General features: G+C 63.3%; 24 protein-coding genes, 1 pseudogene and 1 riboswitch. Of the genes and pseudogenes, 4 read left to right on the plus strand and 21 right to left on the minus strand.

The genetic code is table 11. From position 1 onward, the window contains the following. Positions 1 to 142 precede the first annotated feature (142 nt). Positions 143 to 793, minus strand: a complete 651-nt coding sequence (ribB, locus tag R9B85_RS15310; protein WP_112254101.1) for a 3,4-dihydroxy-2-butanone-4-phosphate synthase — start codon at positions 791 to 793, stop codon at positions 143 to 145. Positions 794 to 873: 80 nt separating this feature from the next. Next, a riboswitch (FMN riboswitch) is annotated at positions 874 to 1,015 on the minus strand. Between the two features lie 91 nt (positions 1,016 to 1,106). On the opposite strand from ribB, the pseudogene R9B85_RS15315 reads away from it, so the two are divergent. Further along, positions 1,107 to 1,840, plus strand: a pseudogene (locus R9B85_RS15315) (RtcB family protein). A 47-nt stretch (positions 1,841 to 1,887) separates the two neighbouring features. Here the strand turns inward: R9B85_RS15315 and R9B85_RS15320 are convergent. The 3 genes from R9B85_RS15320 to R9B85_RS15330 form a co-directional block, all read right to left on the minus strand. Beyond that, a complete protein-coding gene (locus R9B85_RS15320; RefSeq protein ID WP_112254102.1) occupies positions 1,888 to 2,778 on the minus strand; it encodes an alpha/beta hydrolase in 891 nt (296 codons plus the stop codon). Between the two features lie 82 nt (positions 2,779 to 2,860). Next, positions 2,861 to 4,207, minus strand: coding sequence for a HAMP domain-containing sensor histidine kinase (locus R9B85_RS15325; RefSeq protein ID WP_423770337.1), 1,347 nt, complete (start codon positions 4,205 to 4,207; stop codon positions 2,861 to 2,863). Continuing rightward, entirely contained in the window at positions 4,207 to 4,899 is a 693-nt protein-coding gene (locus R9B85_RS15330; RefSeq protein WP_423770338.1) for a response regulator transcription factor, read from the minus strand. The genes R9B85_RS15325 and R9B85_RS15330 overlap by 1 nt, the downstream gene beginning before the upstream one ends. 180 nt (positions 4,900 to 5,079) lie before the next feature. Here R9B85_RS15330 and R9B85_RS15335 point away from each other — a divergent pair, with 180 nt between their 5' ends. From R9B85_RS15335 to R9B85_RS15345, 3 genes are all read left to right on the plus strand, one after another. Further along, positions 5,080 to 7,257, plus strand: a complete 2,178-nt coding sequence (locus R9B85_RS15335) for a TonB-dependent siderophore receptor (RefSeq protein WP_423770339.1) — start codon at positions 5,080 to 5,082, stop codon at positions 7,255 to 7,257. A gap of 329 nt (positions 7,258 to 7,586) precedes the next feature. Continuing rightward, complete coding sequence (locus R9B85_RS15340) at positions 7,587 to 7,829, plus strand: hypothetical protein (RefSeq protein ID WP_112254106.1); 243 nt, start codon at positions 7,587 to 7,589, stop codon at positions 7,827 to 7,829. A 219-nt stretch (positions 7,830 to 8,048) separates the two neighbouring features. Next, positions 8,049 to 8,312, plus strand: coding sequence for a DUF3077 domain-containing protein (locus tag R9B85_RS15345; RefSeq protein ID WP_207879678.1), 264 nt, complete (start codon positions 8,049 to 8,051; stop codon positions 8,310 to 8,312). A gap of 355 nt (positions 8,313 to 8,667) precedes the next feature. On the opposite strand, the gene R9B85_RS15350 is transcribed toward R9B85_RS15345, so the two are convergent. The 17 genes from R9B85_RS15350 to R9B85_RS15430 form a co-directional block, all read right to left on the minus strand. Further along, the gene (locus R9B85_RS15350; protein WP_112254108.1) at positions 8,668 to 9,345 is read right to left on the minus strand and encodes a c-type cytochrome; all 678 of its coding nucleotides are present in this window, start codon (positions 9,343 to 9,345) and stop codon (positions 8,668 to 8,670) included. 9 nt (positions 9,346 to 9,354) lie between these two features. Continuing rightward, positions 9,355 to 10,317: a copper resistance protein B gene (locus R9B85_RS15355; RefSeq protein ID WP_207878824.1), complete on the minus strand. Its 963-nt coding sequence runs from the start codon at positions 10,315 to 10,317 to the stop codon at positions 9,355 to 9,357. Beyond that, a complete protein-coding gene (locus R9B85_RS15360; RefSeq protein ID WP_112254167.1) occupies positions 10,307 to 10,636 on the minus strand; it encodes a hypothetical protein in 330 nt (109 codons plus the stop codon). Before R9B85_RS15360 ends, R9B85_RS15355 begins: the two co-directional genes overlap by 11 nt. 14 nt (positions 10,637 to 10,650) lie before the next feature. Next, positions 10,651 to 12,396, minus strand: a complete 1,746-nt coding sequence (locus R9B85_RS15365; protein WP_423770340.1) for a copper resistance system multicopper oxidase — start codon at positions 12,394 to 12,396, stop codon at positions 10,651 to 10,653. A 380-nt stretch (positions 12,397 to 12,776) separates the two neighbouring features. Then, entirely contained in the window at positions 12,777 to 13,973 is a 1,197-nt protein-coding gene (locus tag R9B85_RS15370; protein WP_112254111.1) for an ABC transporter permease, read from the minus strand. Continuing rightward, the gene (locus tag R9B85_RS15375; protein ID WP_112254112.1) at positions 13,973 to 15,184 is read right to left on the minus strand and encodes an ABC transporter permease; all 1,212 of its coding nucleotides are present in this window, start codon (positions 15,182 to 15,184) and stop codon (positions 13,973 to 13,975) included. Before R9B85_RS15375 ends, R9B85_RS15370 begins: the two co-directional genes overlap by 1 nt. After that, complete coding sequence (locus R9B85_RS15380; RefSeq protein WP_112254113.1) at positions 15,184 to 15,870, minus strand: ABC transporter ATP-binding protein; 687 nt, start codon at positions 15,868 to 15,870, stop codon at positions 15,184 to 15,186. Before R9B85_RS15380 ends, R9B85_RS15375 begins: the two co-directional genes overlap by 1 nt. Continuing rightward, on the minus strand, positions 15,867 to 17,018 hold the full coding sequence (locus R9B85_RS15385) for an efflux RND transporter periplasmic adaptor subunit (protein ID WP_313852537.1): 1,152 nt from the start codon (positions 17,016 to 17,018) through the stop codon (positions 15,867 to 15,869). Before R9B85_RS15385 ends, R9B85_RS15380 begins: the two co-directional genes overlap by 4 nt. 432 nt (positions 17,019 to 17,450) lie before the next feature. Beyond that, positions 17,451 to 18,152 (minus strand): XRE family transcriptional regulator, encoded by a 702-nt coding sequence (locus R9B85_RS15390; protein ID WP_112254115.1) that lies wholly within the window; start codon positions 18,150 to 18,152, stop codon positions 17,451 to 17,453. Between the two features lie 358 nt (positions 18,153 to 18,510). Beyond that, the gene (gene ppa / locus R9B85_RS15395) at positions 18,511 to 19,038 is read right to left on the minus strand and encodes an inorganic diphosphatase (protein WP_003255365.1); all 528 of its coding nucleotides are present in this window, start codon (positions 19,036 to 19,038) and stop codon (positions 18,511 to 18,513) included. 93 nt (positions 19,039 to 19,131) lie between these two features. Further along, complete coding sequence (locus tag R9B85_RS15400) at positions 19,132 to 19,947, minus strand: zinc-dependent peptidase (RefSeq protein ID WP_423770341.1); 816 nt, start codon at positions 19,945 to 19,947, stop codon at positions 19,132 to 19,134. A 9-nt stretch (positions 19,948 to 19,956) separates the two neighbouring features. Next, positions 19,957 to 20,604, minus strand: coding sequence for a DedA family protein (locus R9B85_RS15405; protein ID WP_025337547.1), 648 nt, complete (start codon positions 20,602 to 20,604; stop codon positions 19,957 to 19,959). A gap of 245 nt (positions 20,605 to 20,849) precedes the next feature. After that, positions 20,850 to 21,308, minus strand: a complete 459-nt coding sequence (locus tag R9B85_RS15410; protein ID WP_003257044.1) for a GNAT family N-acetyltransferase — start codon at positions 21,306 to 21,308, stop codon at positions 20,850 to 20,852. A gap of 109 nt (positions 21,309 to 21,417) precedes the next feature. Continuing rightward, positions 21,418 to 22,236 (minus strand): ethanolamine ammonia-lyase subunit EutC, encoded by an 819-nt coding sequence (gene eutC, locus R9B85_RS15415; RefSeq protein ID WP_423770342.1) that lies wholly within the window; start codon positions 22,234 to 22,236, stop codon positions 21,418 to 21,420. Between the two features lie 8 nt (positions 22,237 to 22,244). Then, positions 22,245 to 23,639, minus strand: coding sequence for an ethanolamine ammonia-lyase subunit EutB (locus R9B85_RS15420; RefSeq protein WP_112254117.1), 1,395 nt, complete (start codon positions 23,637 to 23,639; stop codon positions 22,245 to 22,247). 46 nt (positions 23,640 to 23,685) lie between these two features. Continuing rightward, positions 23,686 to 25,134, minus strand: coding sequence for an ethanolamine permease (gene eat / locus R9B85_RS15425; protein ID WP_025337550.1), 1,449 nt, complete (start codon positions 25,132 to 25,134; stop codon positions 23,686 to 23,688). 226 nt (positions 25,135 to 25,360) lie between these two features. Beyond that, positions 25,361 to 26,881 carry an acetaldehyde dehydrogenase ExaC gene (locus R9B85_RS15430; protein ID WP_003257045.1) on the minus strand — a complete coding sequence of 507 codons (1,521 nt, stop codon included), beginning with the start codon at positions 26,879 to 26,881 and terminating at the stop codon, positions 25,361 to 25,363. Between the last annotated feature and the right edge of the window lie 33 nt (positions 26,882 to 26,914).

A 26,914-nucleotide genomic window follows, 5' to 3' on the forward strand; every position in this document is an offset into this window, starting at 1 on the left:
TCCGGCAGCCTGAGGTTGCACTTGCCGGCCTCTTCGCGGGTAAACCCGCTCCCACAGGTACTGCACCGGTTCCGAGTCTGCGCGGTCCCTGTGGGAGCGGGTTTACCCGCGAATGGGCCGCAAAGCGGCCCCGTGCGGTGGATCAGGCTGGCTCTGCTTCCAGCTCCAGCATGGCCTCACGGTACCGCGCCAGTTCTTCGATGGTCAGCACCGGCAGATTGTACTGCCGCGCATACACCGCCACCTGCTCGCCACGGGCCATCGTGCCATCGGGGTTCATCAGCTCGCACAGCACCGCCGCCGGGCGCAACCCGGCCAGGCGTGCCAGGTCTACCGAGCCTTCGGTGTGGCCACGGCGGGTCAGCACCCCGCCATTGCGGGCGCGCAGCGGGAACACATGCCCCGGGCTGACGATATGGCGTTGGTCGGCAGTGGAGCGCAGTGCCGCGCCAACGGTGGTGATGCGGTCCTGGGCCGACACTCCGGTGGTAATGCCTTCCGCCGCCTCGATGGTGACGGTGAAGCCGGTGCCGTGGCGGGCCTGGTTGTTCTGCACCATGGGTGCCAGTTGCAGTTCGTCGACGGTGGCCTCGTCCAGGCACAGGCAGACGATGCCGCTGCAATCGCGAATCATCATGGCCATGGTCTGCAGCGAGATGTTCTCGGCGGCGGCGATGATGTCCGCTTCGTCCTCGCGGTCGTCGTCGTCGAGCAGCAGCACAGGGCGCCCGGCCTGGAAGGCGGCGATGGCGGCGCTGACATTGGGGAATTGCGGGTGGTGCATGGTGGACATGAAACGCTCCTCGTGAATGATCGATGAACGTCTCGGGGCGAACAAAATGCGCGCGCAGGGGCGCCCGTATGGCCCCTGCCTGACGCCTTCTTTCATCCGGACTATGACCGTCGGCTCTGGAGTCTCACCAGATCTGCTGACCCCCGGCATGGCCGGGGCGCTCGCGGGCTCATCTTTCGATTTACCGCCGGTGGGGACTTTCACCCCGCCCTGAAGACCGGCCAAGCATACAGCACATTGCCACCCCGCAGGCAATCCACGGCTCTACGACCTTTGGCGGTATCATGCGGTTATGCATTCGAGGAACAGCCCCATGGATATTCTCCAGGTCGCCGACGGCAAGCCGGTAAAGTTGTGGACCGACGGCGTACCGGTGGAAGACGATGCCCGCAAGCAACTGCTCAACACGGCCAGGATGCCGTTCATCTTCAAGCACCTGGCGGTGATGCCGGATGTGCACCTGGACAAGGGCTCGACCATTGGCAGTGTGATCCCCACAGTTGGCGCGATCATCCCCGCCGCAGTGGGGGTGGATATCGGCTACGGCATGAGGATTACGCCAGGCAGAACCGCGAGCTGATGATGCTGGCGGTGGTCGGTGCGGCTCGCAAGGCGCTGGGCAAGCCGTTCGAGGCCAGCCTGGAAGCGGTGAACTGCCACCACAACTATGTGCAGCGCGAGCAGCATTTTGGCCGGGAAGTGCTGGTGACGCGCAAGGGGGCGGTGTCGGCGCAGAAAGGGCAGTTGGGGATCATTCCCGGCTCAATGGGGGCCAGGAGCTTTATCGTTCGAGGGCTGGGCAACGAGGAGTCGTTCTGTTCCTGCAGCCATGGTGCCGGTCGCCTGATGAGCCGGACCAAGGCCAAGAGCCGCTTCACCGGGGAAGATCAGCGGCGGGCCACGGCGCATGTGGAATGCCGCAAGGACAAGGAGGTGATCGACGAGATCCCCATGGCCTACAAGGACATCGATGCGGTGATGCGCGCGCAGCAGGAGCTGGTGGAGGTGGTGCACACCTTGCGGCAGGTGGTATGTGTGAAGGGCTGAAGAGGCATTGTGGGAGCGGGTTTACCCGCGAAGAGACCAGTGCAGGATTATCGAGACATCCCTTCAATCACCCGCTTCAGCGAGGCCGGTAACATCGGCCCATGCCCCAGCCCGTCAAATCGTTCGAACCGTACCTGCAACCCCGGCACCTTGGCCAGGTCTGCCGCCAGCTCTCGCGCCGCCCGTTCTCCATCGCCTTGCACCGGCATGCGGGGGTTAGCCGGCTCCTCACTCCCGCGCATCAGTAACAATCGAGGCCGGCTGCTACCCAAGCGCTGTCCAAGCCCCTGCGCCTCACGCACGATCGCACCATCATGCCACCACAGCGAAGGGCTGGCCGCCACATAGTCACTGAAAGCCCCAGGCCGGGTGAACAGCGCATGCAGCACGGCCAACCCACCGTAGGAATGTCCCCACAAAGTCTGCCGCTGCAGGTCGATCGGTGCCACACCCGCCACCAGCGGCCGCATGCGCTCGCTCAGCAGATCGAGGAACTCGTCCACGCCACCGCTCGGTTGCCCGGTCAACGGGTCCAGCTGCTCAGCCTGCCCAGGCAGCGCCGGGGTGTAGTCATAGGTACGCCCGACCCGCTCGATCCGCTGATCGGTCTGGTACCCCACGGCCACCAGCAATGGCGCCTGGCCGGCGGCAAGCTTGCCCAGCAGCAGGCTGTCCAGCGTCCCCAGCGCGGCATTGCCATCGAGCATCCACAGCACCGGGTAACCTGCCGCTGGCGCCGGGCGGTCTGGTTGGCCGACCCACAAGCGGTAATGACGCTGGCCATCGGCCGAGTCCAGGTCGAGCTGGCTGAAGCGGTAGGCCAGGTCCTGGCGCTGCAGCAGCGAGGTATCCATCTTCTGTTGATGCTCGGGCTGCGCCAGGGCAGCAGGGGCCGCAAGGGCCAGCACCAAAGCCAGCGTCAGGGTCATCTTGCTCATCAGGTGTCTCATCAGGGCTTTGCAAGGAGCGCAAGGCAGGAACGTCCAGATGATAATCAGTCCTGATTGAGCGTAAAGCGCATTAACTTTCTAAACAGTCCTGGGCCATTGGCAAAGTCATGTGCAGGCACAGGCCCGGGTGACCATTGCTGGCCCACAAGCGCCCGCCTTGCAGTTCGATGGCGCGGCGGGCGATGGCCAGGCCCAGGCCGAAGCCCGCGCCGCTGTCGGCCAGCCGCTGGTAGGGCTTGAAGATGCGTTCGAGCTCGGCGTGCGGCACCCCGGGGCCCTGGTCACTCAGGCGCAGGTGCCAGCAATCGCCCTCCAGCCAGCCATCCAGATTGACCCGGCCCTCGGCCGGCGAGTGGCGGATGGCATTGCGCATCAGGTTTTCCAAGGCTTGGGCCAGGCTGTCCAAGTGGGCTTGCACCACGCAGTCGGGGCCGAGCGAGCAGGGCAGGCGGGCGCGGTCCCAGCCGCTTTCGAAGCAGATGTCCTGGCACAAGGCTTCCCACACCGAAACTATCAACACCGGTTCGGTCGGCAAGCTGGGCTGTTCGGTGTCCATCCAGGCCAGGTCCAGCGTGTCCTCCAGCAGCTTCTGCATGTCGGCGACCTCGCGGTCCAGGCGCTCGCGCAACTGGGCTGGCGGCAAGCTGCTGTCATGGGCGATGCGCAGCCGCGCCAGCGGCGTGCGCAGTTCGTGGGACAGCGTGCGCAGCAACAGGCGTTGCTGCTCCAGGCTCTGGCGCAGGCGCCCGGCCATGTGCTCGAAGGCCTGCGCCAGTTCACCAAGCTCATCGTGCCGCTCCTGCAGGGGCAGGGCCGGGCTGTCGAGGTCATCGGCACGCAGGGCGTCGGCACGGTCGCGCAGACGGTTCAGTGGCACCACAAGGTGGCGGTACAGCGCCAGAACCAGCAGCAGGGCGAGCAGCGTGGGGGCAACGCCATGGGTGATCACATGGGTCCATGGGGTCAGGCCGGTAGGCAACAGGTGTTCGGGCAGTTGCATTACCAGGCGACCATGTTCGGGGTGCTGCGGGAACTCGATGCTGACGTAGGGCAGTTCATCCTGCAGGCGCCGGCTCATCGGCCAGTCGAGCTTGCGCATGAAGGTCAGGTGGCTGGCTTCCTCAGCGCTCAGTGGGGTGCTGCCAAGGCTCTGCAGATGCGGCCCGACCAGCGCCACCCAAGTGCCCTCGGCCTGTTCCAGTTGCCTGCGCCAGGCCTCGGCACCCGCCGCGCCGCCTTGCTCCCAGGCCTGTTCGGCTTGCTGTGCAAAGCGCGCCAGGTAGTCCTGGTCGGCTTGGGACAGGAAGTAGGTACTGCGCTCCACCGACAGGCCCCAGGTCCAGATCAGCCAGGTCAGCAACAGGCAGAAGCCGACCTGCAGTACGGCCAGCTTCCATAGCAAGGGATGACGGCGCATCAGGCTTGTTCCGTGTCGACCAGGATGTACCCTTGGCCGCGTACGGCCTGGATCTGCAGGTGCTGGGCAGCGATGTCGGCCAGCTTGCGGCGAAGGTTGCATACATGCACATCCAGGCCGCGGTCCAGGCGGGTGTAGGCCCGGTGCAGCACGGTCTGGTAGAGAAACGGTTTGCTCAAGGCTTCGCCGGGGTGGGCCCGCAGGGTGGCCAGCAAGCGGAATTCGGAGGCGGTGAGGCCGGCAGCCTTGCCTTTGTGGATAACGTCCTGGCGGTCATGGTCGAGCATCACCTCGCCGACGTCGGCACGCAGCGCCGTACCACGATCGAACGCCACACGCCGCAGCAACGCATCGACCCGGGCATCCAGCTCGGCCAGGCTGAAGGGCTTGGGCAAGTAATCGTCCGCGCCCCGGGTAAAGCCACTGATGCGATCCTGCTCGGCCCCCAGCGCCGACATCAGCATGACCGGCACCGCCTGCTGCCGGCGCAACTCGTCGAGCAGGCTGAGGCCATCGATGCCCGGCAGCATGATATCCAGCAGCACCAGCTCGAACTGTGATTGCTGTATGACATTCAGGGCCTGGGCGCCGGTGGCGCATGCGTGCACCCGGAAACCCCGGTTGAGGAAATGACGTTCCAGGTCCTGACGCAGGCGTGCGTCGTCTTCGGCGAGGAGGAGTGAGGTGGGCACGGCGAGCCTTGAATGAGAATTCGTATCAGTTACGAATCATCCCATTGCCGGCAGGGCGAGGGCAACGCCTTGATGTGTTAAGAAGGTTAATCCTGCTGCACCCCCGATTTCCCTTCGGTATCGTTCGCAAAAAGCAACTTGTTTCGTTTGCGAATTACTACCATTTGGGGAAAGGGTGTCATGAGCAGTTTCAAAAGTTTGGGGGACTCGCGAAGGGGGCGGGGCTGGCTGGTACTGGGGGTGCTGGCGCCGTTTTCGTTGTCGGCACTTGCCGAAACGGTAGCGACCCAGGCGTCTGTCGAGGACAACGCGCTTGACTTGCCAGCATTGACCATCGAAGGCAACCGCCTGTACGACATGCTGCCGTCGGAAGACACCGGCGGCTACAGCGTGGACGCCGCCACCGTGGGTACCAAGACCCCCGCAGCGCTCAAGGACATTCCGCAATCGATCACCGTCTACACCCAGGACTACGTCAAGGACCGCCGGTTCGTGCACCTCGATGACCTGGCCAAGTACACCGCCGGCCTGCGAACCCTGACCAACGACAGTGGCCGTTCGTCGATCTACGCCCGTGGCTACGAGTACAGTGAGTTCAATATCGACGGCCTGCCGGCGCCCATGGCCAGCATCTTCGGTACAGTACCATCGCTGGCGGCATTCGACCGTGTCGAGATCATGCGTGGCCCGGCCGGGTTGTTCAGCAGTACCAGCGAACTGGGCGGCATCGTCAACATGGTGCGCAAGCGCCCGACCGCCGAGTTCCAGGGGCACGTCGAAGGCAGCTATGGCACCTGGGACACCAACCACGAAGAAATCGACCTGAGCGGGCCGCTGGATGATGCCGGCCGCGTGCGCGGGCGATTCATCGCCTCGCGGGACGACACCAATGGCGAGGTCGACTACAACGCCAACACCAGCAACAGCTACTACGGTGCGCTGGACGTCGACCTGGACGACGCCACCACCCTGTCGTTCGGCCTGATTCATGAAGTGAAGAACATCACCCCGCACAATGGCTACCCGGCAACGCTGTCCGGCGAAGTGCCCGACTTCAGCCATTCGAAGTTCCTGGGGGCTGACTGGAATTACTTCGACGGCAAGACCACCGACCTGGTCGCTGAGCTGACCCACCGCTTCGACAACGGGGGCTATGGCCGTGTCGCAGCACGTGGTTCGCATCGCGACACCAATTACCTGTACGCCTTCACCGCGACCAACGCCACCACTGGCGCGAACTCCGAGCGCGCCAGCGCCCGCGATTTCACCCAGGACACCTACTCGCTGGACGCCAGCTACAGCCAGCCGTTCGAAACCTTCGGCCAGGTCAGCGAATTCGTGGTCGGCAGCGACTACAAGAACTACGACACCGAGTACCTCAACGGCACAACCAACCTTGGCGCCATCAACGTCAATACATACTCGCCGAAGCAGTTCGCCAAGCCATCGCCCAATTACAGCACCGAGACTGGTATGCAGGAAGAGGAATACGGGCTGTACTCCAAGGTCACCTTCCGCCCGGTCGAGCGTCTGGCGCTTATCGCCGGGGGCCGCTTCAGCTGGTATCGCGGTGATTTCTACACCACTACTCTCAGCAGCGGCGCCACCACCAACGACAGCAAGCGCGTGGATGGCCACTTCACCCCGTATGGCGGCCTGGTCTACGACCTGACCGAGAACCATGCGCTGTACGCCAGCTATTCGCAGGTGTTCAAGCCGCAGTCCGACACCGACAGCAATGGCCGGGTACTCAAGCCGCGTGAGGGCGAGCAGTACGAGTTTGGCCTCAAGAGCAGCTACTTCGGTGGCGACCTGAATACCCGCTTCTCGGTGTTCCGCCTGACCGACAAGAACCGCGCGACCACCGTGTATGACGCCGACGGTGTGGCTACCACTGACTCTGTTGCATCCGGCAAGACCCGTGTGAAAGGCGCCGAAGTGGAAGTGAGCGGCAAGCTGGCGCCGAACTGGGAAGTGCTGGCCGGCTACACCTGGATGGAAACCGAAACCCTCAAGGGCGATGCCGAAACCACCTTCTTCATCATGCCGCGCAACCAGGCATCGCTGTGGAGCAAGTACACCATCAGCCAAGGGCCGCTGAACGGCCTGGCGATTGGTGGCGGTATCTCGGCGATGAGCAACTTCTATTCCGAGAACGGCGGTGTGCGCATCGACGCGCCAGGCTATGCGACCGTGGATGCAATGCTGTCGTATCCGGTTACCTCGAAGCTGACGGCCACCTTCAACGTCAACAACCTGTTCGACCGGGACTACCTGTCGCGGGTGGGGTCGACCTCGACGTTCAACTTCTACGGGCCGTCGCGGAGCATGATGGTTGGGGCGCGGTATGACTTCTGATAATCAGATTTTTCCCGTTGCGCGTAGGCCATTTCTGAAATAGCTTCCTAGCGCCCTTGAGCCATTGCGGTGTTGTTCCTGGCGGCCTAGTGTGGCCCTGTCGTTGCCAAATCAGCGACCGGGCCTGCAAGCCCGCTCAGAGAACGATTACCGATCACCGATAGCCAATGGCATGCCATTGCGCGCGCTTTATGGTGGCTGCGTACGGGAGGTTTTCGAACCTGCCGGTTTCGTTCTCTGTCCGGTCTTGCAGACCCGTACGTGGCCGCCACCCATCACACTGCAAGTCATGAGTGCCGGTCTCTGATTAACCTACAGAGAATGTCACTATGCTAAAAATTGTCCCCGATCCGCCCCACGCTACCCATTCCCTTGAAGACACCCTGATCCAGGCCACGGACTACGCGCTGTGCGCTGCGACCGTTGTGCATCAGGCCATGCTGCTGCAGCCCAAATCGCCGGCGTCGGTTTTGATGATGACGTCGATGCATGAACTGGAGACGTTGCGGGCTTTGCTGGAGTCGGCACTGATTCAGGTGCAGATGCCCACTGGGCCTCGGACTTTGCACTGAGGTTTTAGTGTTGCTTTGTCTGGGCTGGCCTCTTCGCGGGTAAACCCGCTCCCACAGGATCTCCACAAGCCATGAGGTAGATGCAGTACCTGTGGGGAGCTGGTAAACCCGCTCCCGCAGGATCTCCACAAGCCATGAGGTAGATGCAATACCTGTGGGAGCGGGTTCACCCGCGAAAGGGCCCGTCCAGGCAGTCGAGAATTTTCAGGGGATTCAAAAATGACCACAGAAGACACTCAATTCACCGTCGGCAAAACCACCTTCTACCAAGGCGAAAACGGCACCCACCCACTGTTCCGCATCGAACCCGGTATCCCGTGCAAGGACGCCCGCGAGCAGTCCTCGGAACTGATGGGCTATGTCCGCGAACTGACCATCACCGGCCTTATGGACGAGAAACCGATGATGATCTGGGCTGCCCACTACCTGAGTGCAATGGCCAAGGCGCTGATGGACGATGCTGAGCTGGGCATGAAGCAGTGAGGCTTGCCTTCAGTTCGCATGAGGGCCGCAAGGTGTTCGCCTTAGCAATTTCAGCGCCTATGAGACCGAGCGCCGCCCGCGCGGCGCTTCGCGGGACAAGCCCGCTCCCACATTTGTTGCAACGTGGCCATGCCTGGGAGGCCATGGTTGTCAGCCTTGGCGCAAGATTCAAGATCGGTGGGGCGGCAGCAGCGCCAACGGGGAGATATCGCCAGTCCAACAAAGCGGGCAACCATGGCCTGACAGGTTTGGTACGTTGCAACAAATGTGGGAGCGGGCTTGCCCCGCGAAGCGCCGCGCGGGCGGCGCTCGGTCTCATAGGCGCTGCAAACCTGTCGGCATACGTATCCTGCCTTCAGTTTTTATGCATGTGCTGCTTGCCATCGCGATGAGTATGCGCCTTTGAATGCCCCTCATCATGCTGGCCTGCGCCCGAGGCCCGCTCACCCTGGTGACCAGGCATGTTGTCGCCATGCTGGCCTTCATGGTCATGCATTTCACTTTCGCCACCACCATGCTGGTGGCCGCCACTGGCCGCGACCATCGTTTGGTACTGCTGGGCGTTCAACTGGGGTAGCTGATCCAGGAAAGCGACGATGCCCCAGATGTACTCATCGCCCATGCTCTTGCCCCAGGCCGGCATGCCAGAGGCCTTGATGCCGTGCTTGATGATCCAGAACGCCGCAGCGGGGTCGTCACCGATCCCGCTTTTGGTCAGGTTGGGGGGCGATGGATACAGCGCCTGGCTGAGCTCGGTCTTCTCGACGCCTGGGGCAAGGTGGCAACCGATGCACATGGCGTTGTAGTTACCGGCGCCGGTACGAATCAGCGCTTCATCCTTCAGGTCTGGTACCTCGATGTCCCTGGCCCGCACGGCGATCGAGCGGTCCCGTGCCATGGCCAGAAAGGCATGCACGGCGGGGAAATGGGGATCATCGGCGCCGACGTTGACCAAGCCGGAGTATGCAGCGCCAAGCACGGCCACGCTGGCCACTGCGCCTGCTGCAACAAGCGTTGTTATTGTTCTTTTCATGTCTGGTTCTCAAAACCACATGCGGATACCGGCAACGAAACGCGCTTCATCCACATCACCACCCTCGTCGCGGATGAAATCGGCGGTTTTGCCGTAGGAGCGGTTCCAGGTGATGCCGATGTAGGGGGCGAACTGGCGGACAATTTCGTAGCGCAGGCGCAGCCCGACTTCGGTATTGGCAAGGCCCGAGCCCACACCGCGCTCCGGGTCGTTCTTGCCATAGAAATTGGCTTCAGCGGTCGGCTGCAGGATCAGGCGGTTGGTCAGCAGAATGTCGTAGTCGCCTTCCAGGCGGGCGGCAGTCTGGCCGTTTTCGCCAATGAACGCGGTAGCCTCGGCTTCGAAGTCGTAAAGCGCCATGCCCTGGATACCGAACGCCGCCCAGGTCTGTGGGGATTCAGGCTTGAGGTCCTGGCGCACCCCGGCAACCACATCCCACCACGGGCTGATCGAGCGGCCGTACAGCAACTGCAATTCGGCATCCTCAGTGACACCGTTGGTACGTTCGCCTTCGGAGCGGATCCACAGCCGGTTGATATCGCCGCCTATCCAGCCAGAGGCATCCCAGGCCAGCGTGCTGCCTTCATCGGCATCCTGGTACTCGAGCTGATCCAGCAGAAAGAAGCTGTTGATCGCGCTGTCATGCACATGATGCCCGCCCAGCGGGGGGAAGGCCGCCTGGCGGTCGGCATCGGTCAGCACCGGGATCGGGGTACGGCTGGTCGTCGGCGTATCCGCCGAGCCGTGGTTCATTGTCGAGTGATCCATAGCGCCATGGTCCATAGCTCCATGATCCATAGCTCCATGATCCATGGCGCCATGTTCCATGCCCTGCATGCTGCCATGATTCATCTTGCCGTGGTCCATCATCGAATGGTCCATTTCTTCAGCAGCGAAGCTGGGCGTGGCACCCAGCGCGCTGAGCGACACGGTCAATGCCAGCAGCGATGGTCGTGCCAGGCTATTGAGCATCTTTCCCTGCCTTAGCTTTGTCGCGGCCATGCGATTCCATCATCTTGTCGTGGTCCATGCCTTGCATCGAGCCATGGTCCATACCCTTCATGGCGCCATGGTCCATACCTTTCATCGAGCCGTGATCCATCCCTTTCATGGCGCCGTGATCCATGCCCTTCATCGCACCATGGTCCATGCCTTGGGTGCTCTTGGCTTTTGCGGCATCGGCAGGCTGCTGATTGTTGTCGCCGGACCACGACGACGGGGCATAAACGGTGAACAGGCCCGCCATTACTGCAGAAAGGAAAAACGCGCTTCGTTTCATTGGTTTGTTCATCTCGGATCTCCAGTTCATTCGTCCACACGAACTTCGCGGAACATGCCCATTTCCATGTGGAACAGCAGGTGACAGTGATAGGCCCAACGCCCCAAGGCGTCTGCCGTGACGCGATAGCTTCGTTTCGAGCCAGGCGGCATGTCGATTGTGTGTTTGCGCACCATGAAGTTGCCGTTCTCATCCTCCAGGTCGCTCCACATGCCATGTAGGTGGATGGGGTGAGTCATCATGGTGTCGTTGACCAGGGTGATGCGCAGGCGCTCGCCATACTTGAGGCGCAGAGGCTCGGCATCGGAAAACTTGATGCCGTCAAACGACCAGGCGAACTTTTCCATGTGACCGGTGAGGTGCAGTTCGATTGTGCGACCTGGCGCGCGGCCGTCCGGGTCCGGGAAGGTGCTGCGCAGGTCTGCATAGGTCAGTACACGGCGGCCGTTGTCGCGCAGGCCGATGCCCGGATCGCCCAGTTTTGGCGTCGGGGTCATCGTCTGCATGTCGACCAGGGGGTTGTCCGTCTCGGAGGCTGGGTGGCTCTGCATGGGCGCGCTGGTGCCAGCCATGTCGCCATGGTCCATGCCGGCCATGTCACCGTGATCCATGCCAGCCATGCTGCCGTGGTCCATGCCGCTCATGCCGCCATGGTCCATGCCCATATCGCTCATGGAAATGGTCGGCCGTGGGTCAACAGCTGGAACAGGGGCTTGCAAGCCTTCGCGAACGGCCAGGGTGCCCCTGGAATACCCGGTACGGTCCATGGATTGAGCGAAGATGGTGTAAGCCTGCTCGCTTTCGGGCTCGACGATGACATCGTAGGTTTCGGCGACGGCGATGCGGAACTCGTCGACCGCAACGGGTTTGACATGCTGCCCGTCCGCTGCGACAACGGTCATCTTCAGGCCGGGAATTCGCACATCGAAATACGTCATTGCCGAGCCGTTGATGAAGCGCAGACGAATTTTCTCGCCCGGCTTGAACACCCCCGTCCAGTTACCGTCCGGGGCCTGGCCGTTCATCAGGTAGGTGTAGGTGTAGCCGCTCACATCGGCGAGATCGGTGGGGCTCATTTTCATCTCGGCCCACATCTTGCGGTCGGCTACCGCGGCGGACCAGCCCATCTCGCTCACATCGTTGACGAAATCACCCACCGTGCGCTTGTGGTAGTTGTAGTAGTCGGACTGCTTCTTGAGCTTGGACAGCACCCGTGCAGGGCCTTCATCCGTCCAGTCGCTGAGCATGACCACGTAATCGCGGTCATAGGTGAACGGCTCAGGCTCTTTCGCATCGATGACCAGAGCACCATACACCCCGACCTGCTCCTGGAAACCGGAGTGGCTGTGGTACCAGTAGGTGCCATTCTGCTGGACCTTGAACTTGTACTCGTACATGCCGTCGGGCGCGATGCCATGGAAGCTCAGGCCCGGCACGCCGTCCATGTTCGCCGGCAGGATGATGCCGTGCCAGTGGATGGAGGTGTCCTGCTGCAAGCGGTTGCGCACACGCAGCGTGACGGTGTCGCCTTCGCGCCAGCGCAGGATGGGCCCGGGAATGGAGCCATTGATTGCCATTGCTGTGCGCGCAGCGCCGGTAATGTTGACCGGCAGCTCACCGATGTAGAGGTCGAAGTCGGTGCCGCTCAGCACGTTCGGTTGGCCGGGGCTGGTCACGGCCCAGACCGGTGCGCGCCACATGCCCAGCCCGCCAAGCAGTCCGGTAGCGGCCAGGCCTTTGACGAAGGAGCGTCTGGTGGTTTTGCTTTGCATGCCGTTGCGTCCAGTCAGTCGAAAAGTTGCTGTTGTTCGGGCGGTTGAATGCCAGCTCGGGGGGCGAGAAGCCCCACCATCTTCCTTAACGCTAGCGGGTCTGCGCTGTCAGCTGGCTGAGGTTCAGATTACTTTTCTGTCAGCTTGCGGTGGGTCGAGTTCAGCAAGCACGCCGCGCACCCTGTGGGAGCGGGTTCACCCGCGAAGAATGCGATGCGGTGTATGGCACCGGCTTTGCCGGTGTTCGCGGCGGTTCGACGCTTCGATAAACCCGCTCCCACAGTGCCCTGCGAAATCTTTGGGTTATGTATTCTGTGGGAGCGGGCGTGCCCGCGAAGGGCTGCAAAGCAGCCCCATCAAGGGGCTATTTGGCCTGGCCGCTACTCGATGCGCAGCGCCGCCACCGGATGCAAGCGGGCCGCCCGCACGGCCGGGGCCAGGCCGGCGAGAATGCCGAGCACCGCCGCCAGCAGGAGTGCCAGCAGCAGAAACAGCGGTTGCAGCGCCAGGGGCAGGCTCGGCATGGCCAGGTGCAGTAGCCCCAGCAGCAGGCCCATTAACAGCAGGCCGAGCAAGCCACCAGCCAGGGACAGCAGCGTCGCTTCAGCCAGAAACAACCCAAGTACCTGCCGCGGGCTGGCGCCAATCGCCCGCAACAGGCCGATTTCTGCCGTGCGCTCGCCCACAGTGGTTGTCATGATGGTGAGAATGCCGACGGCGCCGACCAGCAGCGAAATGCCCCCCAAGGCACCAATGGCCAGGCTCAGGGTGCCGAGAACGCGGTTGAAGCTGCGCAGCATGTCGTCCTGGGTGGTCAGGCTGAAGTCCTCAACGCCGTGTCGTTCGCCGAGCACTTCGCGAATCTGCCGGCTCAACGCCCGTGAAGTGGTACCTGCGCCAAACACCACATGGGCTTTGACCACACCGGTGCGGTTGAACAGGCTTTGCGCCCAGTCAACCGGGATGTAGGCGACATCGTCGAGGTTGAAGCCGAGCAACTGGCCTTTCTCCGCCATCACGCCGATCACCCGGAAACGCACGCCGCCGACACGGATCAGCTCACCCAGCGGGTTGCGCGCCCCGAACAGCTCGGTACGCAGCTGATGGCCGAGCACCACATAGGGCGGCGAACGGCCGTCACGCGCCGGGGGCAGGAACTCGCCCAGGCTCAGTTGCATGCGCCAGGCCTGCGCCATCTGATGGCCGCCACCGAGAATGTCGCTGCGCCGGCTCAGTTGACCGAACTGGATATTCCCGCTGCCCTGAATGATCGGCACCGCCGCCTCGACATGCGGCAAGCGCCGCAGGGCGTCGGTGTCACTGATGGTCAGTGGCCGCACGCTGCCAAGCAGGCCGCCGAGGCCGCTGGTCTGGGTCTTGCCCGGGCGCACGGTGATGATCCGCGTGCCAAACTGCGAGAAGTTCTCCAGCACATAGCCGCGCACGCCTTCGCCTATGGCCGTGAGCAGCGCCACGGCGGCTATGCCGATCGCTACCCCGAGCAGGGTCAGCAGGCTGCGCAGCGGGCGGCAGGTCAGCGCCGAGCTGGTCAGCCGCAAACCATCTTGCCAGCGCATCAGTGCGCCCCCGGTGGGCGTAGCGCTGCCACCGGCTCCAGTGCCGAGGCCCGAGCGGCCGGCAGCCAGGCGAACAGCAGCGCCGTGCCGAGTGCCAGCAGCACGGCACCCGCCCGCGCCCACCAGGGGGCATAGAGCGGCAGATCGAACGCCAGGCGCCCCAGCCAGAGCAAGGTTTCGGCCAGCAGCAGCCCTGCCAGCGCCCCTGTCAGGGCCAGCAGCGCTGCCTCGCCAAGGAACAGCAGGCGCAGTTGCGCCGCCGTCACGCCTATGGCTTTGAGCAGGCCGATCTCGGCGCTGCGCTGGCTCACTGCAATCCAGGTCACGTTCATGATCAGGATGCCAGCCACCAGCAGGCTGATCGCGGCGATGCCGGCTACCGCCAGGGTCAGCACCGCGAGTATCTGGTCGAAGGCGCTGAGCAGGCTGTCCTGGCTGACCAGGGTAATGTCCTCCTCACCCTCGTGGCGCTCCTTGAGCGCGGCGAGTATCAGCCGCTTGCTACGGTCGAGAAAGCTCGGACCATGCACTTCGACAAACACCCGCGACAACCCCTCGCTATTGAACAAGGCCTGGGCACTGGCCACCGGGATGATCACCATTTCGGCGAAATCCATCCCCAGCGATTCGCCCCGCTCACCGAGAATGCCAACCACCCGGAAGCGCCGGTCACCGGCGCGCAACCATTCACCCAAGGCCGGGCGAGCCCCGAACAGTTCGCGTCGGAGTTTGCCGCCGATCACACAGACGGCTTCGGCCTGCCCCGGGTCCAGCGTCGGCAGGGGTTGGCCCTGGACGACCGTCAATTGACGAATGGCGAAGAAGTCCCGGGTGGTGCCCAGAGCCAGTACCTCACGGTTGCGGTTGCCGACTATCACCTCCAGCTGCCCGGCCTGCTGCGGCGCGACCCGGCGTATGCCCGGCAACCGGGTGATGGCCTGGACATCCTGCAAGGTCAACTCGTGCGGCGTCAGCCCGGTGAGCGGCGGCATTCGCCCCGTGGTTTCCTTGCGCCCCGGGAAAACAATGAGTATGTCGCGCCCGAGCAGCGAGAACTCGTTCAGGACGAAGGCCCGTGCCCCCGCGCCGAGACCGGTGAGAAGGTTGACCGCGACCACCCCGATAGCGATGGCCAGCAGTAGCATCAGGCTGCGCGAGCGATGCCCACGCAAGGCGCCGAGCCAGAAGCCCAGGGCATCGGCAGCGCGCATCAGGCCAGCGCCCGCTGCGGCGCAATACTGTGGATGCGCCCGTCACGCATGTGTAGCTGGCGCTGTGCGCGGGCGCCCAGGCTGGCGTCGTGGGTCACCACTATAAGGGTCAGGCCCTCGCCATTGAGCTCTTCCAGCAGGCTGAAAACCTCTGCGCCGGCCTGGCTATCGAGATTGCCGGTGGGCTCGTCGGCCAACAGCAGCGCCGGTTGCATGGCCATCGCCCGGGCGATCGCGACGCGCTGGCGCTGGCCACCGGACAGCTCGGCCGGGCGATGGGCAATGCGCTCGCCCAGCCCCAGGCGTGCCACCAACTGGCTGCTGCGCTTGCGCCGTTGTGCCGCACCGATGCCGGCGAGAACCATCGGCAGCTCGATGTTTTCCAGCACCGTCAGCCGTGCGATCAGGTGGTAGGACTGGAACACGAAACCTATCAGCCGGCTGCGCAACTGGGCGCGGCGCGCCTCGCTCAGCGCCGCCGTGGCCTCGCCTTGCAGCCAGTATTCGCCGGCGCTCGGCGCGTCGAGCAGGCCGAGGATGTTGAGCAAGGTCGACTTGCCCGAGCCCGACGGGCCCATCACCGCCATGTAGTCGCCAGCGGCGATGTCCAGGTCCAGGCCGTCCAGGCCCATCACCTGCTGTTCGCCCAGCTGGAAGCTGCGGCTACCGCCGCGCAGGCGGATCATTTCTCGGTCTCCGCAGCATCCACCGGGATCACCGCCACGGTATCCTTGAGCCCTTCCTGTTCGTGGCTGGCGACTATACGTGCGTCCTCGTCCAGCCCTGCTAGTACCTCGGTCCAGCGCCAGTTGCTCAGCCCGGTTTGCACCTGCACCTCGCGCAACACCCGGGCGCTCGGGTCATAACGCAGCACACGCTGCCCCTCCAGCAGGGTCTCGGTGGGGATGCGCAGGGCCCCTGCGTGCTGCTCCAGAAGGATCTCGACATCGGCGCTATAGCCGGTCAGCAGGGCCAGGTCTGCTGGCGGCTTGTCGAAGCGCACCTCGACATCGACGGTGCGCGCCTGCTTCTCCAGTTCGCGCACATAGGGCGCGATGCGGCTGACGCGCCCGGTGAAATGCTGGCCACGGAAGGCATCCAGGCTGATCCGTACGGCTGTGCCGGGGTGAACGCGGGCAGCGTCCACCTCATCGATCGGTGCCTCTACATACAGGCAGCTGTCGTCGATCAGGTCGACTGCCGGCGGCGTGGGAATACCCGGCGGTGAAGGGGTGACGAACTCGCCGAGCTCGCCGTTGATTTCTGCGACGATGCCGGCGAATGGCGCACGCAGGGTTGTCTGTTCCAGCAGCGAACGCTGCAACTGCAGGCTGGCGTCGGCCTCGCGGATCAGCACGGCACTGGCACTGCACATCAGCTTCGCCAGGTTGGCCTTGGTTGCGGCCTGGTCGAGGCGATCGGCGGCAATCAACTTGCGGTCGGCCAACTGGCCCAGGCGATCAAGGTCGCGCCGGTCCAGAAGAGCTTGCTGGCAGCGCTGTTCGCGGGTGTTGCGCTGGGCCTCCAGCCGCGCTTCGGCCTCCTGTAGCCTGGCTTGTTGCTCGTCCTGCCGCAGGCGCATGAGCACCTGATCCGGCTGGACCCGTTGGCCCTCGCTGACCAGCAACTCGGCAACCTGACCTCCGACATTGAAGGACAGGTGCGAGCGTCGACAGGACTTCAGCGTACCCGCGCGCGTGTTGGCTACCACCGTCTCCACCGGCCCTCGCTCGACCTCCAGTAGTCTGACCGGCAACGGCTGCGGTCGACTCAACCAGCCGCCCAACACTACGAGACAAGCCAGGATCGACGAGCCAATCAATAATTTGCGCATGGACTACACCTCCTCCCATATGGCTTGAGCCTAGATCCAGGAGGGTGAAAGCACCATGCGAAACGTCATTTATCCGACGATTTACGGATGATCGTTAGTCTAGTGTCATATAAATGGCGAATGAGATTTTTTTCACTCACGCAGCGGCGATTTCCGGCCATGGGAAGACTGCAGAAAGTTTCAGGGGATGAGAATGGCGGGCATTAAAAAGCCGGCTTGTGGCCGGCTTCTCGGGGACGCTTCCGACTAATTTATGGTAAGCCGCAATCGCCTTAACTGTGTGGCCATCAAGGGCCTGAAAGAGATGGCAGATGCCCGTGTGGGATATCGCCGAGCCCTCTGGAACGCGGCTTGCGCCGGCCGGGGCTGAATGTGCGGCGTAGCATACAAGGGCGCGCGCAGGATGCCCAGCAAAAAATGGCACAGGTTGTTTCAGCCAGGCCGTTGCTGGCGGAAATGTGACCAGTGGAACACCCAGCCCAGGATTTCCAGCCCCTGTGTCTGGCGCTGGGCGGCGGTGTAACGTTCGACCGCGTAGTTGCGCCGATCATGGCTGTGCAGGTACAGCGTGTCGTGCTGGCCGAGGCTGAGGTTGTTCACCCTCAGCACACCGTTGTGCAACAGGGCATAGGTTTCGCCCTCGACCACCTGGGTCATGCCCAGGTCGACGGCGAGGATGGCCTGGAGCGGAATCAGCGGGGTCATGTTGCTGGCGGGCATGGCCAGGCATATGGCGTTACAGGCCTGCACACCCAACCCTTTCAGGGATTTTGCGGGCAGGCACAGGTGTTTGCCGACCACGGGCGACAGCAGGCCGTTGTGCATTTCGTAAAACGGCACCTTGCGTGCCCGGCCGCCTTGCGCCGACAGCGGCGTGTGTGGGTTGGCGGGCGGCGGCCCTGGCGGGCTGTTGCGCAGGATCGGGCTGTGGTGTTTGGGGCCTTCGCCGGTGCGCAACCAGCGGCGATGCACGCAGAACAAGTCGGCCATTTCGTCCAGCCGGGCCAGGGGTACGCCGCGCTTGAACCAGTTGTTGACGTGCTGGGGAGTAACGCGGCGCTGGGCGGCGAAATCGGAAGGGGTCAGGCCACATTCGTGGAGGAGGGCTTTGAGTCGGTCGCCAGATGTGTTCATGGCGGCGAGTGTAGCGGCGGTGTGCCAGCAAGGATATGAACCGGATGTTGACGGGCGTTGTGTGAAAAGCGCCTGTTTGTAGGGCGTTGGAGTAGGATTGCGTAGGATTTTTTACTCTCCCAAGCAAGTGCACGGTTCCTGTGGGAGCGGGCGTGCCCGCGAAGAGGTCAACGCGGTGGCTGGCACCGGCTGCGCCGGTGTTCGCGGGCACGCCCACTCCCACAGGGATCGCGCCAGCAATTAGAATTTGAGCAAGGCAGTTGCTTCTGCGCAGGCAGGTCATCCAGTGCCAGGGCGACCCGCCATCCATCAGGCATAAAAAAACCCCGCCAAGGCGGGGTTCTTCATGCAACCGGTATCAGCCCTTGTAGGCGGCAACCGATTTGGTGATCGCGGCACGGGCGGCATCAGCGCCTTCCCAGCCTTCGATCTTGACCCACTTGCCCTTCTCGAGATCTTTGTAGTTGGCAAAGAAGTGTTCGATCTGCTGGATCAGCAGGGCTGGCAGGTCGGTGTATTCCTTCACGTCGACGTACAGCTGCGACAGCTTGTCGTGAGGAACAGCGATGACCTTGGCGTCGCCGCCGCCGTCGTCGGTCATGTTCAGTACGCCGACCGGACGGGCGCGGATAACCGAACCTGGGGCTACCGGGTAAGGGGTAACGACCAGCACGTCCAGCGGATCACCGTCATCGGCCAGGGTGTTCGGGATGAAGCCGTAGTTGGCTGGGTAGAACATCGGGGTAGCCATGAAACGGTCGACGAACAGGGTATCGCTGTCCTTGTCGATCTCGTATTTGATCGGCGCGTGGTTGGCCGGGATCTCGATGGCGACGTAGATGTCGTTCGGCAGGTCTTTGCCCGCCGGAATCTTGCTGTAGCTCATTGGGCAGTGCCCCCGTGTTTGACCAAAAAAGTGGCGGCGATTATAGGCACATTCTGCATGGGCATGCCACGCCTGGCCTGATGTGCGGCCCCGTCAGGCGTGGCTTTCGCGGTATTGCGGGTGTTCGGCCTGCAGCCGGCACAGGCGCGCCAGCGGGTCCTGGCGGTAGAACAGCGACAACTGGCGGTAGACCTGTGGATAAGCCTGTTGCAGCAGGTCGGGAGCACTAAAGAAGTACTCGCTGGTTACGGCAAAGAACTCCGCGGGGTTCTCCGCAGCATACGGGTCGATGGCGGTTTCGGCGTCGGGGTTGGCGTCCAGCTGGCGGTTGAGGTCGTCATAGGCCTGTTGCATGGCGGTTGCCCATTCATCCACAGGCATGCCGCTGTGCAGCGGCGGCAGGCCGTTGGCGTCGCCATTGAGCATGTCGAGCTTGTGCGCCAGTTCATGGATGACCAGGTTGTAGGCTTCCCAGCCGCCACTGGCCAGCACGCCGTTCCAGGCAAGGATGATCGGGCCCTGCTGCCAGGCCTCGCCGCTGTGCTCGCCGTCCCATACGTGCTCCACGCCACTGGCATCGCGGTGGCGCTGGGGGCTCTTGAAGTCGTCGGGGTAGAGGATGATTTCGTGGAAACCCTGGTACCAGTTCAGCTCGCCCAGGTGCAGCAGCGGCAACTGCGCCTGGGCGGCCAGCACCAGGCGCTGCTCGTCGTCCGGGTCGACGCCGGGCAGGCAGGTGAGGTGCTTGTCGAGCAGGAACAGGATGCAGGCTTCACGCAGCCAGCGGTCCTCTTCGTCGGTGATGCCGTCCAGCATCGGCAGGCGCTCGCGCGCGGCCTGCCATTGCTGGGGGGCGATGGGGTAGCGCGCCAGGGTGCGCTTGCGCCGCCAGGCGCTGAACGACCACATCGGCAGGTTTCAGTGCGCCTTGGCCGTGCGGCCCAGGCGGCCACGCAGCAGGCCGAGGATCATCGGCACCAGCGACAGGATGATGATGCCCACCACCATCAGCGACAGGTGCTGCTTGATGAATGGCACGTTGCCGAAGAAGTAGCCCAGGGTCACCAGGCCGCCGACCCACAGCAGCGAACCGGCGACGCTGAAGCCGAGGAAGCGCGGGTAGTGCATGTGGGCGATGCCGGCGACGAAGGGCGCAAAGGTGCGCAGGATGGGCAGGAAGCGCGCCATGGTCACGGTCTTGCCGCCGTGGCGTTCATAGAAGTCGTGGGTGCGTTGCAGGTAATCGCGACGGAAGATCTTCGAGTTGGGGTTGTTGAACAACCGCTCGCCGGCCGTGCGGCCGATCACGTAGTTGGTGCTGTCGCCGAGGATTGCGGCGGCCATCAGCAGTCCGGCCAGCAGCAACGGGTCCATGCCGCCACCGGCGGCCACGGCGCCGGCAATGAACAGCAGCGAATCGCCGGGCAGGAAGGGCATGACCACCAGCCCGGTTTCACAGAAGATCACGGTGAAGAGGATGGCGTAGATCCAGGGACCGTAGTTGGTGACCAGCAGATCGAGGTAGGCATCGAGATGCAGGATAAGGTCCAGCGGGTTGAAATCCATGTACAGCACCTGTGTTCTTGGGCGTAGGCTCGGTTACCTGGCGATGGGTAAATTTTCACACATGACAGGTGGGCCATTATACGGCTAAGTCAGGAACATGCCCGGGGAGTTTGTAGCGGGGGGTTACGGGAGGGGTATTCCTGTGCCGGCCTCTTCGCGGGTGAACCCGCTCCCACAGGTACAGCACCTTCAGATGCGTTGCTATCACTGTGGGAGCGGGTTTACCCGCGAAGAGGTCGGAACGGTCAATCCTGGCTGATCGGCAGGATGTAGCTCTTGAACTCGTTATCCTCACGAAACCCGATGGATTCGTAAGTCTTGTGCGCTACTTCATTGTCCGCGCTGGTCGACACCCGCATGCGCACGGCGTTGGTTTCCTTGGCCATTTTCTTCGCCTCGCGCATCAGGTGGTCGGCCACCAGCATGCGCCGCGAGTCCTCGGCCACGTAGATATCGTTGAGAATCCATACCCGCTTCAGCGACAGCGACGAGTAACTCGGGTACAGCTGGCAGAAGCCCAGCAGTTTGCCGTCATCATCATCGGGTAGCGCCAGGTAGATCACCGACTCATCCCGCTTCAGGCGCTTTTCCAGGAAGCTGCGCGAGCTGTCGGGGTAGGGTAGCTGCCCATAGAACTCACGGTATTTGACGAACATCGGCGTGAGCAGGTCGAGGTGTTCCAGGGTTGCCTTGATGATGCGCATGTGCGGCCCTCAGAGTCCATTAGGGGAAACAGCGGATTGCCTGCAGCTTTCAAGGGCATGCTGCCCAATGCGCGATGCGAGTGCAAATCCGCCTTCCGTGACATGTTTTTTACCCTTTGCCGAGCAGGAAGTTACCTTTCTGACCGGTGCTGTGTTCACTTTCCAGGCTATGGACCTCGGCTTCGTCCTTCAGATTCACTCCGGATAGCTGGCGCCGGCAGGCTTCGCGCATCAAGTACAGCAAGCGGTGCGCCGCCATGCCATAGCTCAGCCCCTCCAGGCGGATATTGGAAATGCAGTTGCGATAGGCATCGGTCAGGCCGACCTTCGGTGCATAGGTGAAATACAGGCCAAGGCTGTCGGGCGAACTGAGCCCCGGGCGTTCGCCGATCAGCATCACTGTCATCCGTGCGCCCAGCAGTTCACCGACCTCGTCAGCCACTGCCACGCGGCCCTGCTGCACCAGCACCACCGGGGCGCTGGTCCAGCCGTCGGCGGCGGCCTGTTCCTCGAAGCGCGCCAGGAAGGGCAGGGTGTGACGGTGCACGGCCAGTGCCGAGAGGCCGTCAGCGACGACGATGGCCAGGTCGATTCCGCCGGGGTTGGCTTGGGCGTGCTGGCGCAGCGCAGCAACCGAATCTTCGTTCAGCCGTCGCCCCAGGTCCGGGCGTTGCAGGTACTGGTTGCGGTCGCTGGCGGCGCTGTGCAACACCAGGCTTTCGCGCCCGCGGTCACTCAGCTGGGTAGCCAGGCCAGCATGGTCGAAGGCCAGGTGCACGGCGTCGCGAGCCTGGGCATGGGCGAACTGGAAGTCCAGTTGCGCCCCGGTCGGAAGGCTGGTGCCGGTGCGGCCCAGGGCGATGCGTGCCGGGGTCAGGTTGCGCAGGGCCAGCCAAGGGTTGTCGGGGGTAGGCGTGCGGTGGTCCATGGTCATCCCTATGCAAGCTGTGCCAAGGCCTGGCGGAAGGCCGGCGGCAGGTTGTCACCAAAGCGCACCCGGCCATCGGCCTGGGTGAAGATGCCGGTGCGGGCCAGCCATGCCTCGAATTCCGGCCCGGGCTTCAGGCCCAGGGTCTGACGTGCGTACAGCGCGTCGTGGAAGGAGGTGGTCTGGTAGTTGAGCATGATGTCGTCGGAGCCGGGGATGCCCATGATGAAGTTGATCCCGGCCACGCCCAGCAGGGTCAGCAGGGTGTCCATGTCGTCCTGGTCGGCTTCGGCGTGGTTGGTGTAGCAGATGTCGCAACCCATCGGCACGCCCAGCAGCTTGCCGCAGAAGTGGTCTTCGAGGCCGGCGCGGATGATCTGCTTGCCGTTGTACAGGTACTCCGGGCCGATGAAACCTACCACCGTGTTGACCAGGAACGGCTTGAAGTGGCGGGCCACGGCATAGGCGCGGGTTTCACAGGTCTGCTGGTCGACGCCGTGGTGGGCGTTGGCCGACAGGGCGCTGCCCTGGCCGGTTTCGAAGTACATCAGGTTTTGCCCGAGGCTGCCGCGTTGCAGCGACAGGCCCGCTTCGTAGCCTTCCTGCAGCACGTTCAGGTTGATGCCGAACCCGGCGTTGGCCGCTTCGGTGCCGGCGATGGACTGGAACACCAGGTCCAGTGGCACGCCACGGTTGATCGCCTCGATCGAGGTGGTGACATGGGTCAGCACGCAGGCCTGGGTGGGGATGTCGTAGCGCTGGATGATGGCGTCGAGCATTTCCAGCAAGGCGCAGATCGAAGCGATGCTGTCGGTGGCCGGGTTGATGCCGATCATGGCATCGCCGTTGCCGTACAGCAGGCCGTCGAGAATGCTGGCGGCGATGCCGGCCGGCTCGTCGGTCGGGTGGTTGGGCTGCAGCCGGGTCGACAGGCGCCCGCGCAGGCCCATGGTGCCGCGGAACCGGGTGACCACGCGAATCTTTTGTGCCACCAGCACCAGGTCCTGCACGCGCATGATCTTCGACACCGCTGCGGCCATTTCCGGCGTCAGCCCGGGCGCCAGGCTGCGCAGGCTGGCCTCGTCGGCCTCTTCGCTCAGCAGCCAGTCGCGCAGGCCACCTACGGTCAGGTGGCTGACCGGGGCGAAGGCCTGGGCATCGTGAGTGTCGAGGATCAGGCGGGTGACTTCATCCTCTTCGTAAGGAATCAGCGCTTCGTTGAGAAAATGGGACAGCGGGATATTGGCCAGGGCCATCTGCGCGGCGACGCGTTCGCCGTCGTTGCTGGCCGCCACGCCCGCCAGGTAGTCCCCCGAGCGGGCGGGGCTGGCCTTGGCCATCACTTCCTTGAGGCTGTCGAAGCGGTAGACCAGATGGCCGACCGTGTGTACGAAACTTGCCATACAGACTCTCCAGAGCCGCGGGTTGCCCCGCGGCGGGTGGCGGCGATCAGTGCAAGGCCTCTTCGGCCTTCTGGATCGCGGCGAATTCCTCTTCCGGTGTGCCCGCGACCAAGTGGTGGCGGCTGTAGAAAGCAAAGTAGGCAATTAATACCGCATAGATCACTGCGGCGCCAATCACCACCCTTGGGTCGACCAGGAAACCGGCGACCACAGCGATGCAAGCCAGTACCAGGGCCAGGCCCGAAGTGAAGATGCCACCGGGGGTACGGTATGGGCGCTCCATCTTCGGTCGGCGGATGCGTAGGGTGATGTGCGCGGCCATCATCAGCACGTAGGACAGGGTAGCGCCGAACACCGCCACAAGGATCAGCAGGTCACCCTGGCCGGTCAGCGACAGGGCAAAGCCGATGATCCCGGGGATGACCAGGGCCAGTACCGGGGCCTTGCTCTTGTTGGTTTCCGACAGTTTGCGCGGCAGGTAACCGGCGCGGGACAGGGCGAAGATTTGCCGGGAGTAGGCGTAGATGATCGAGAAGAAGCTGGCGATCAGCCCGGCCAGGCCGACCAGGTTGACGAAGCCGCCCATCCAGGTGCTACCGCCGTAGGCCTTGGACAAGGCTTCCACCAGTGGGTTGCCGGACGCTTTCAGTGCTTCGGAGCCTGCGCCGCCAGGGCCGACCACCAGGATCAGCAGGGCGAAGGCCAGCAGCACCAGCATGGCGCCGATCAGGCCGCGTGGCAGGTCACGCTTGGGGTTCTTGGTCTCTTCGGCAGCCAGCGGCACGCCCTCGACGGCGAGGAAGAACCAGATGGCGTAGGGGATGGCCGCCCACACGCCGACATAGCCGAACGGCAGGAAGCTGCTGGCGCCCACGGCGTCCGTTTTGGCGATGTCGAACAGGTTGGCTGCATCAAAATGGGGCACCATGCTCACCAGGAACACGGCCAGGGCGATGGCGGCGATGGCGGTGATGATGAACATCAGCTTCAACGCCTCTCCCACGCCAAAGATGTGGATGCCGATGAACACGATGTAGAACGCCAGGTAGATCATCCAGCCGCCGATGCCGAACAGTGACTGGCAGTAGGCACCGATGAACACTGCGATGGCGGCGGGGGCGATGGCGTATTCGATGAGGATCGCCGTCCCGGTGAGGAAGCCGCCCCAAGGGCCGAAGGCGCTGCGGGCAAAGCCGTAACCGCCGCCTGCGGTGGGGATCATCGACGACAGCTCGGCCAGCGAGAAGCACATGCACAGGTACATGGTGGCCATCAGCAGCGTGGCGAGGAACATGCCGCCCCATCCGCCCTGGGCCAGGCCGAAGTTCCAGCCGGCATAGTCGCCAGAGATGACGTAGGCCACGCCCAGGCCGACCAGCAGGACCCAGCCGGCGGCGCCTTTTTTCAGTTCACGTTGCTGGAAATAGTCCGAGCCGACCTTTTCGAAGTCGACGGAAGAGCCTGCCGGCGAGCCGGCGGAGTGATCGCTTGGCATAGATTCACCTGTTGTTTTTCTTGGTGGCCGGACGGGTTCCGGGCCGATGGTGATGGTTACTGCAGGAAGCGAGCCAGAGCGGTTGGTGCACGGTTGCCGCTCTGGGTTTTGTGTAAGCAGGCCTGGCCTCTTCGCGGGTGAACCCGCTCCCACAGGGGGTGTACAGCACCTTAAGCAGGCGCAGTACCTGTGGGAGCGGGTTTACCCGCGAAGAAGGCGACGCGGTTTAGAAGAAGCCCAACGGATTGATGTCGTAGCTCACCAGCAGGTTCTTGGTCTGCTGATAGTGGTCGAGCATCATCTTGTGCGTCTCACGCCCGACCCCCGACTTCTTGTAGCCACCGAACGCGGCATGCGCCGGGTACAGGTGGTAGCAGTTGGTCCACACGCGCCCGGCCTTGATCCCCCGGCCCATGCGGTAGGCACGGTTGATGTCGCGCGTCCACACGCCGGCACCCAGGCCGAACTCGGTGTCGTTGGCGATTGCCAGGGCTTCGGCTTCGTCCTTGAAGGTGGTGACGCTGACCACCGGGCCGAAAATTTCTTCCTGGAACACGCGCATCTTGTTGTTGCCCTTGAGCAGGGTCGGCTGGATGTAGTAACCGGTGGCCAGCGAGCCTTCCAGTTTCTCGACCTTGCCGCCAGTCAGCAGCTCGGCGCCTTCTTTCTGGGCGATGTCGAGGTACGACAGGATCTTCTCGAACTGCTGTTGCGAGGCCTGGGCGCCGACCATGGTGTCGGTGTCCAGCGGGTCGCCGCGCTTGATCTGCAGCACCTTCTTCATCACCACTTCCATGAACTGCGGGTAGATCGACTCCTGTACCAGTGCCCGGGAAGGGCAGGTGCATACCTCGCCCTGGTTGAAGAACGCCAGCACCATGCCTTCTGCCGCCTTCTCGATGAAGCTTGGCTCGGCTTGCATGATGTCTTCGAAATACACGTTCGGCGATTTGCCGCCCAGTTCGACGGTTGAAGGGATGATGTTCTCGGCGGCGCATTTCATGATGTGCGAGCCGACCGGGGTCGAGCCGGTGAAGGCGATCTTGGCGATGCGCTTGCTGGTGGCCAGTGCTTCACCGGCTTCGCGGCCATAGCCTTGCACCACGTTGAGCACGCCTTTTGGCAGCAGGTCACCGATCACCTCCAGCAGCACGGTGATGCCCAGCGGGGTCTGTTCGGCCGGCTTGAGCACCACGCAGTTGCCTGCGGCCAGTGCCGGGGCGAGCTTCCAGGCGGCCATCAGGATCGGGAAGTTCCACGGGATGATCTGCCCGACCACGCCCAGCGGCTCGTGGATGTGATAGGCCACGGTGCCTTCGTTGATTTCCGCGGCGCCGCCTTCCTGGGCGCGGATGCAGCCGGCGAAGTAACGGAAGTGGTCGACCGCCAGCGGAATGTCGGCATTGAGGGTTTCGCGGATCGGCTTGCCGTTGTCCCAGGTTTCGGTAATGGCCAGCAGTTCGAGGTTCTGCTCGATACGGTCGGCGATCTTCAGCAGAACGTTGGAGCGGTCCTGCACTGAAGTGCGGCCCCAGGCATCGGCCGCAGCGTGGGCGGCATCCAGGGCTTTATCGATGTCTTCGGCAGTGGAGCGAGGGAATTCAGCGATCAGCTTGCCATTCACCGGGGAGGTATTTTCGAAGTACTGCCCCTTTACCGGAGGAACGAACTCACCACCGATGTAGTTGCCGTAGCGGCTCTTGAAGGAAACCTTCGCGCCTTCGGTACCGGGATGTGCGTAACGCATGGGGTGTCTCCTGGCTATTGTGTTTGTTAGGGA

It is taken from the genome of Pseudomonas sp. NLJ1, assembly GCF_049486705.1.
Lineage (GTDB): Bacteria > Pseudomonadota > Gammaproteobacteria > Pseudomonadales > Pseudomonadaceae > Aquipseudomonas > Aquipseudomonas inefficax.

Excerpts from the sequence above, each read along its gene's own strand:
- ribB (WP_112254101.1), bottom strand. The coding sequence starts at position 793 with ATGTCCACCATGCACCACCCGCAATTCCCCAATGTCAGCGCCGCCATC.
- R9B85_RS15320 (WP_112254102.1), bottom strand. The coding sequence starts at position 2,778 with ATGAGCAAGATGACCCTGACGCTGGCTTTGGTGCTGGCCCTTGCGGCC.
- R9B85_RS15325 (WP_423770337.1), bottom strand. The coding sequence starts at position 4,207 with ATGCGCCGTCATCCCTTGCTATGGAAGCTGGCCGTACTGCAGGTCGGC.
- R9B85_RS15335 (WP_423770339.1), top strand. The coding sequence starts at position 5,080 with ATGAGCAGTTTCAAAAGTTTGGGGGACTCGCGAAGGGGGCGGGGCTGG.
- R9B85_RS15340 (WP_112254106.1), top strand. The coding sequence starts at position 7,587 with ATGCTAAAAATTGTCCCCGATCCGCCCCACGCTACCCATTCCCTTGAA.
- R9B85_RS15345 (WP_207879678.1), top strand. The coding sequence starts at position 8,049 with ATGACCACAGAAGACACTCAATTCACCGTCGGCAAAACCACCTTCTAC.
- R9B85_RS15350 (WP_112254108.1), bottom strand. The coding sequence starts at position 9,345 with ATGAAAAGAACAATAACAACGCTTGTTGCAGCAGGCGCAGTGGCCAGC.
- R9B85_RS15355 (WP_207878824.1), bottom strand. The coding sequence starts at position 10,317 with ATGCTCAATAGCCTGGCACGACCATCGCTGCTGGCATTGACCGTGTCG.
- R9B85_RS15360 (WP_112254167.1), bottom strand. The coding sequence starts at position 10,636 with ATGAACAAACCAATGAAACGAAGCGCGTTTTTCCTTTCTGCAGTAATG.
- R9B85_RS15365 (WP_423770340.1), bottom strand. The coding sequence starts at position 12,396 with ATGCAAAGCAAAACCACCAGACGCTCCTTCGTCAAAGGCCTGGCCGCT.
- R9B85_RS15370 (WP_112254111.1), bottom strand. The coding sequence starts at position 13,973 with ATGCGCTGGCAAGATGGTTTGCGGCTGACCAGCTCGGCGCTGACCTGC.
- R9B85_RS15375 (WP_112254112.1), bottom strand. The coding sequence starts at position 15,184 with ATGCGCGCTGCCGATGCCCTGGGCTTCTGGCTCGGCGCCTTGCGTGGG.
- R9B85_RS15380 (WP_112254113.1), bottom strand. The coding sequence starts at position 15,870 with ATGATCCGCCTGCGCGGCGGTAGCCGCAGCTTCCAGCTGGGCGAACAG.
- R9B85_RS15385 (WP_313852537.1), bottom strand. The coding sequence starts at position 17,018 with ATGCGCAAATTATTGATTGGCTCGTCGATCCTGGCTTGTCTCGTAGTG.
- R9B85_RS15390 (WP_112254115.1), bottom strand. The coding sequence starts at position 18,152 with ATGAACACATCTGGCGACCGACTCAAAGCCCTCCTCCACGAATGTGGC.
- ppa (WP_003255365.1), bottom strand. The coding sequence starts at position 19,038 with ATGAGCTACAGCAAGATTCCGGCGGGCAAAGACCTGCCGAACGACATC.
- R9B85_RS15400 (WP_423770341.1), bottom strand. The coding sequence starts at position 19,947 with ATGTGGTCGTTCAGCGCCTGGCGGCGCAAGCGCACCCTGGCGCGCTAC.
- R9B85_RS15405 (WP_025337547.1), bottom strand. The coding sequence starts at position 20,604 with ATGGATTTCAACCCGCTGGACCTTATCCTGCATCTCGATGCCTACCTC.
- R9B85_RS15410 (WP_003257044.1), bottom strand. The coding sequence starts at position 21,308 with ATGCGCATCATCAAGGCAACCCTGGAACACCTCGACCTGCTCACGCCG.
- eutC (WP_423770342.1), bottom strand. The coding sequence starts at position 22,236 with ATGGACCACCGCACGCCTACCCCCGACAACCCTTGGCTGGCCCTGCGC.
- R9B85_RS15420 (WP_112254117.1), bottom strand. The coding sequence starts at position 23,639 with ATGGCAAGTTTCGTACACACGGTCGGCCATCTGGTCTACCGCTTCGAC.
- eat (WP_025337550.1), bottom strand. The coding sequence starts at position 25,134 with ATGCCAAGCGATCACTCCGCCGGCTCGCCGGCAGGCTCTTCCGTCGAC.
- R9B85_RS15430 (WP_003257045.1), bottom strand. The coding sequence starts at position 26,881 with ATGCGTTACGCACATCCCGGTACCGAAGGCGCGAAGGTTTCCTTCAAG.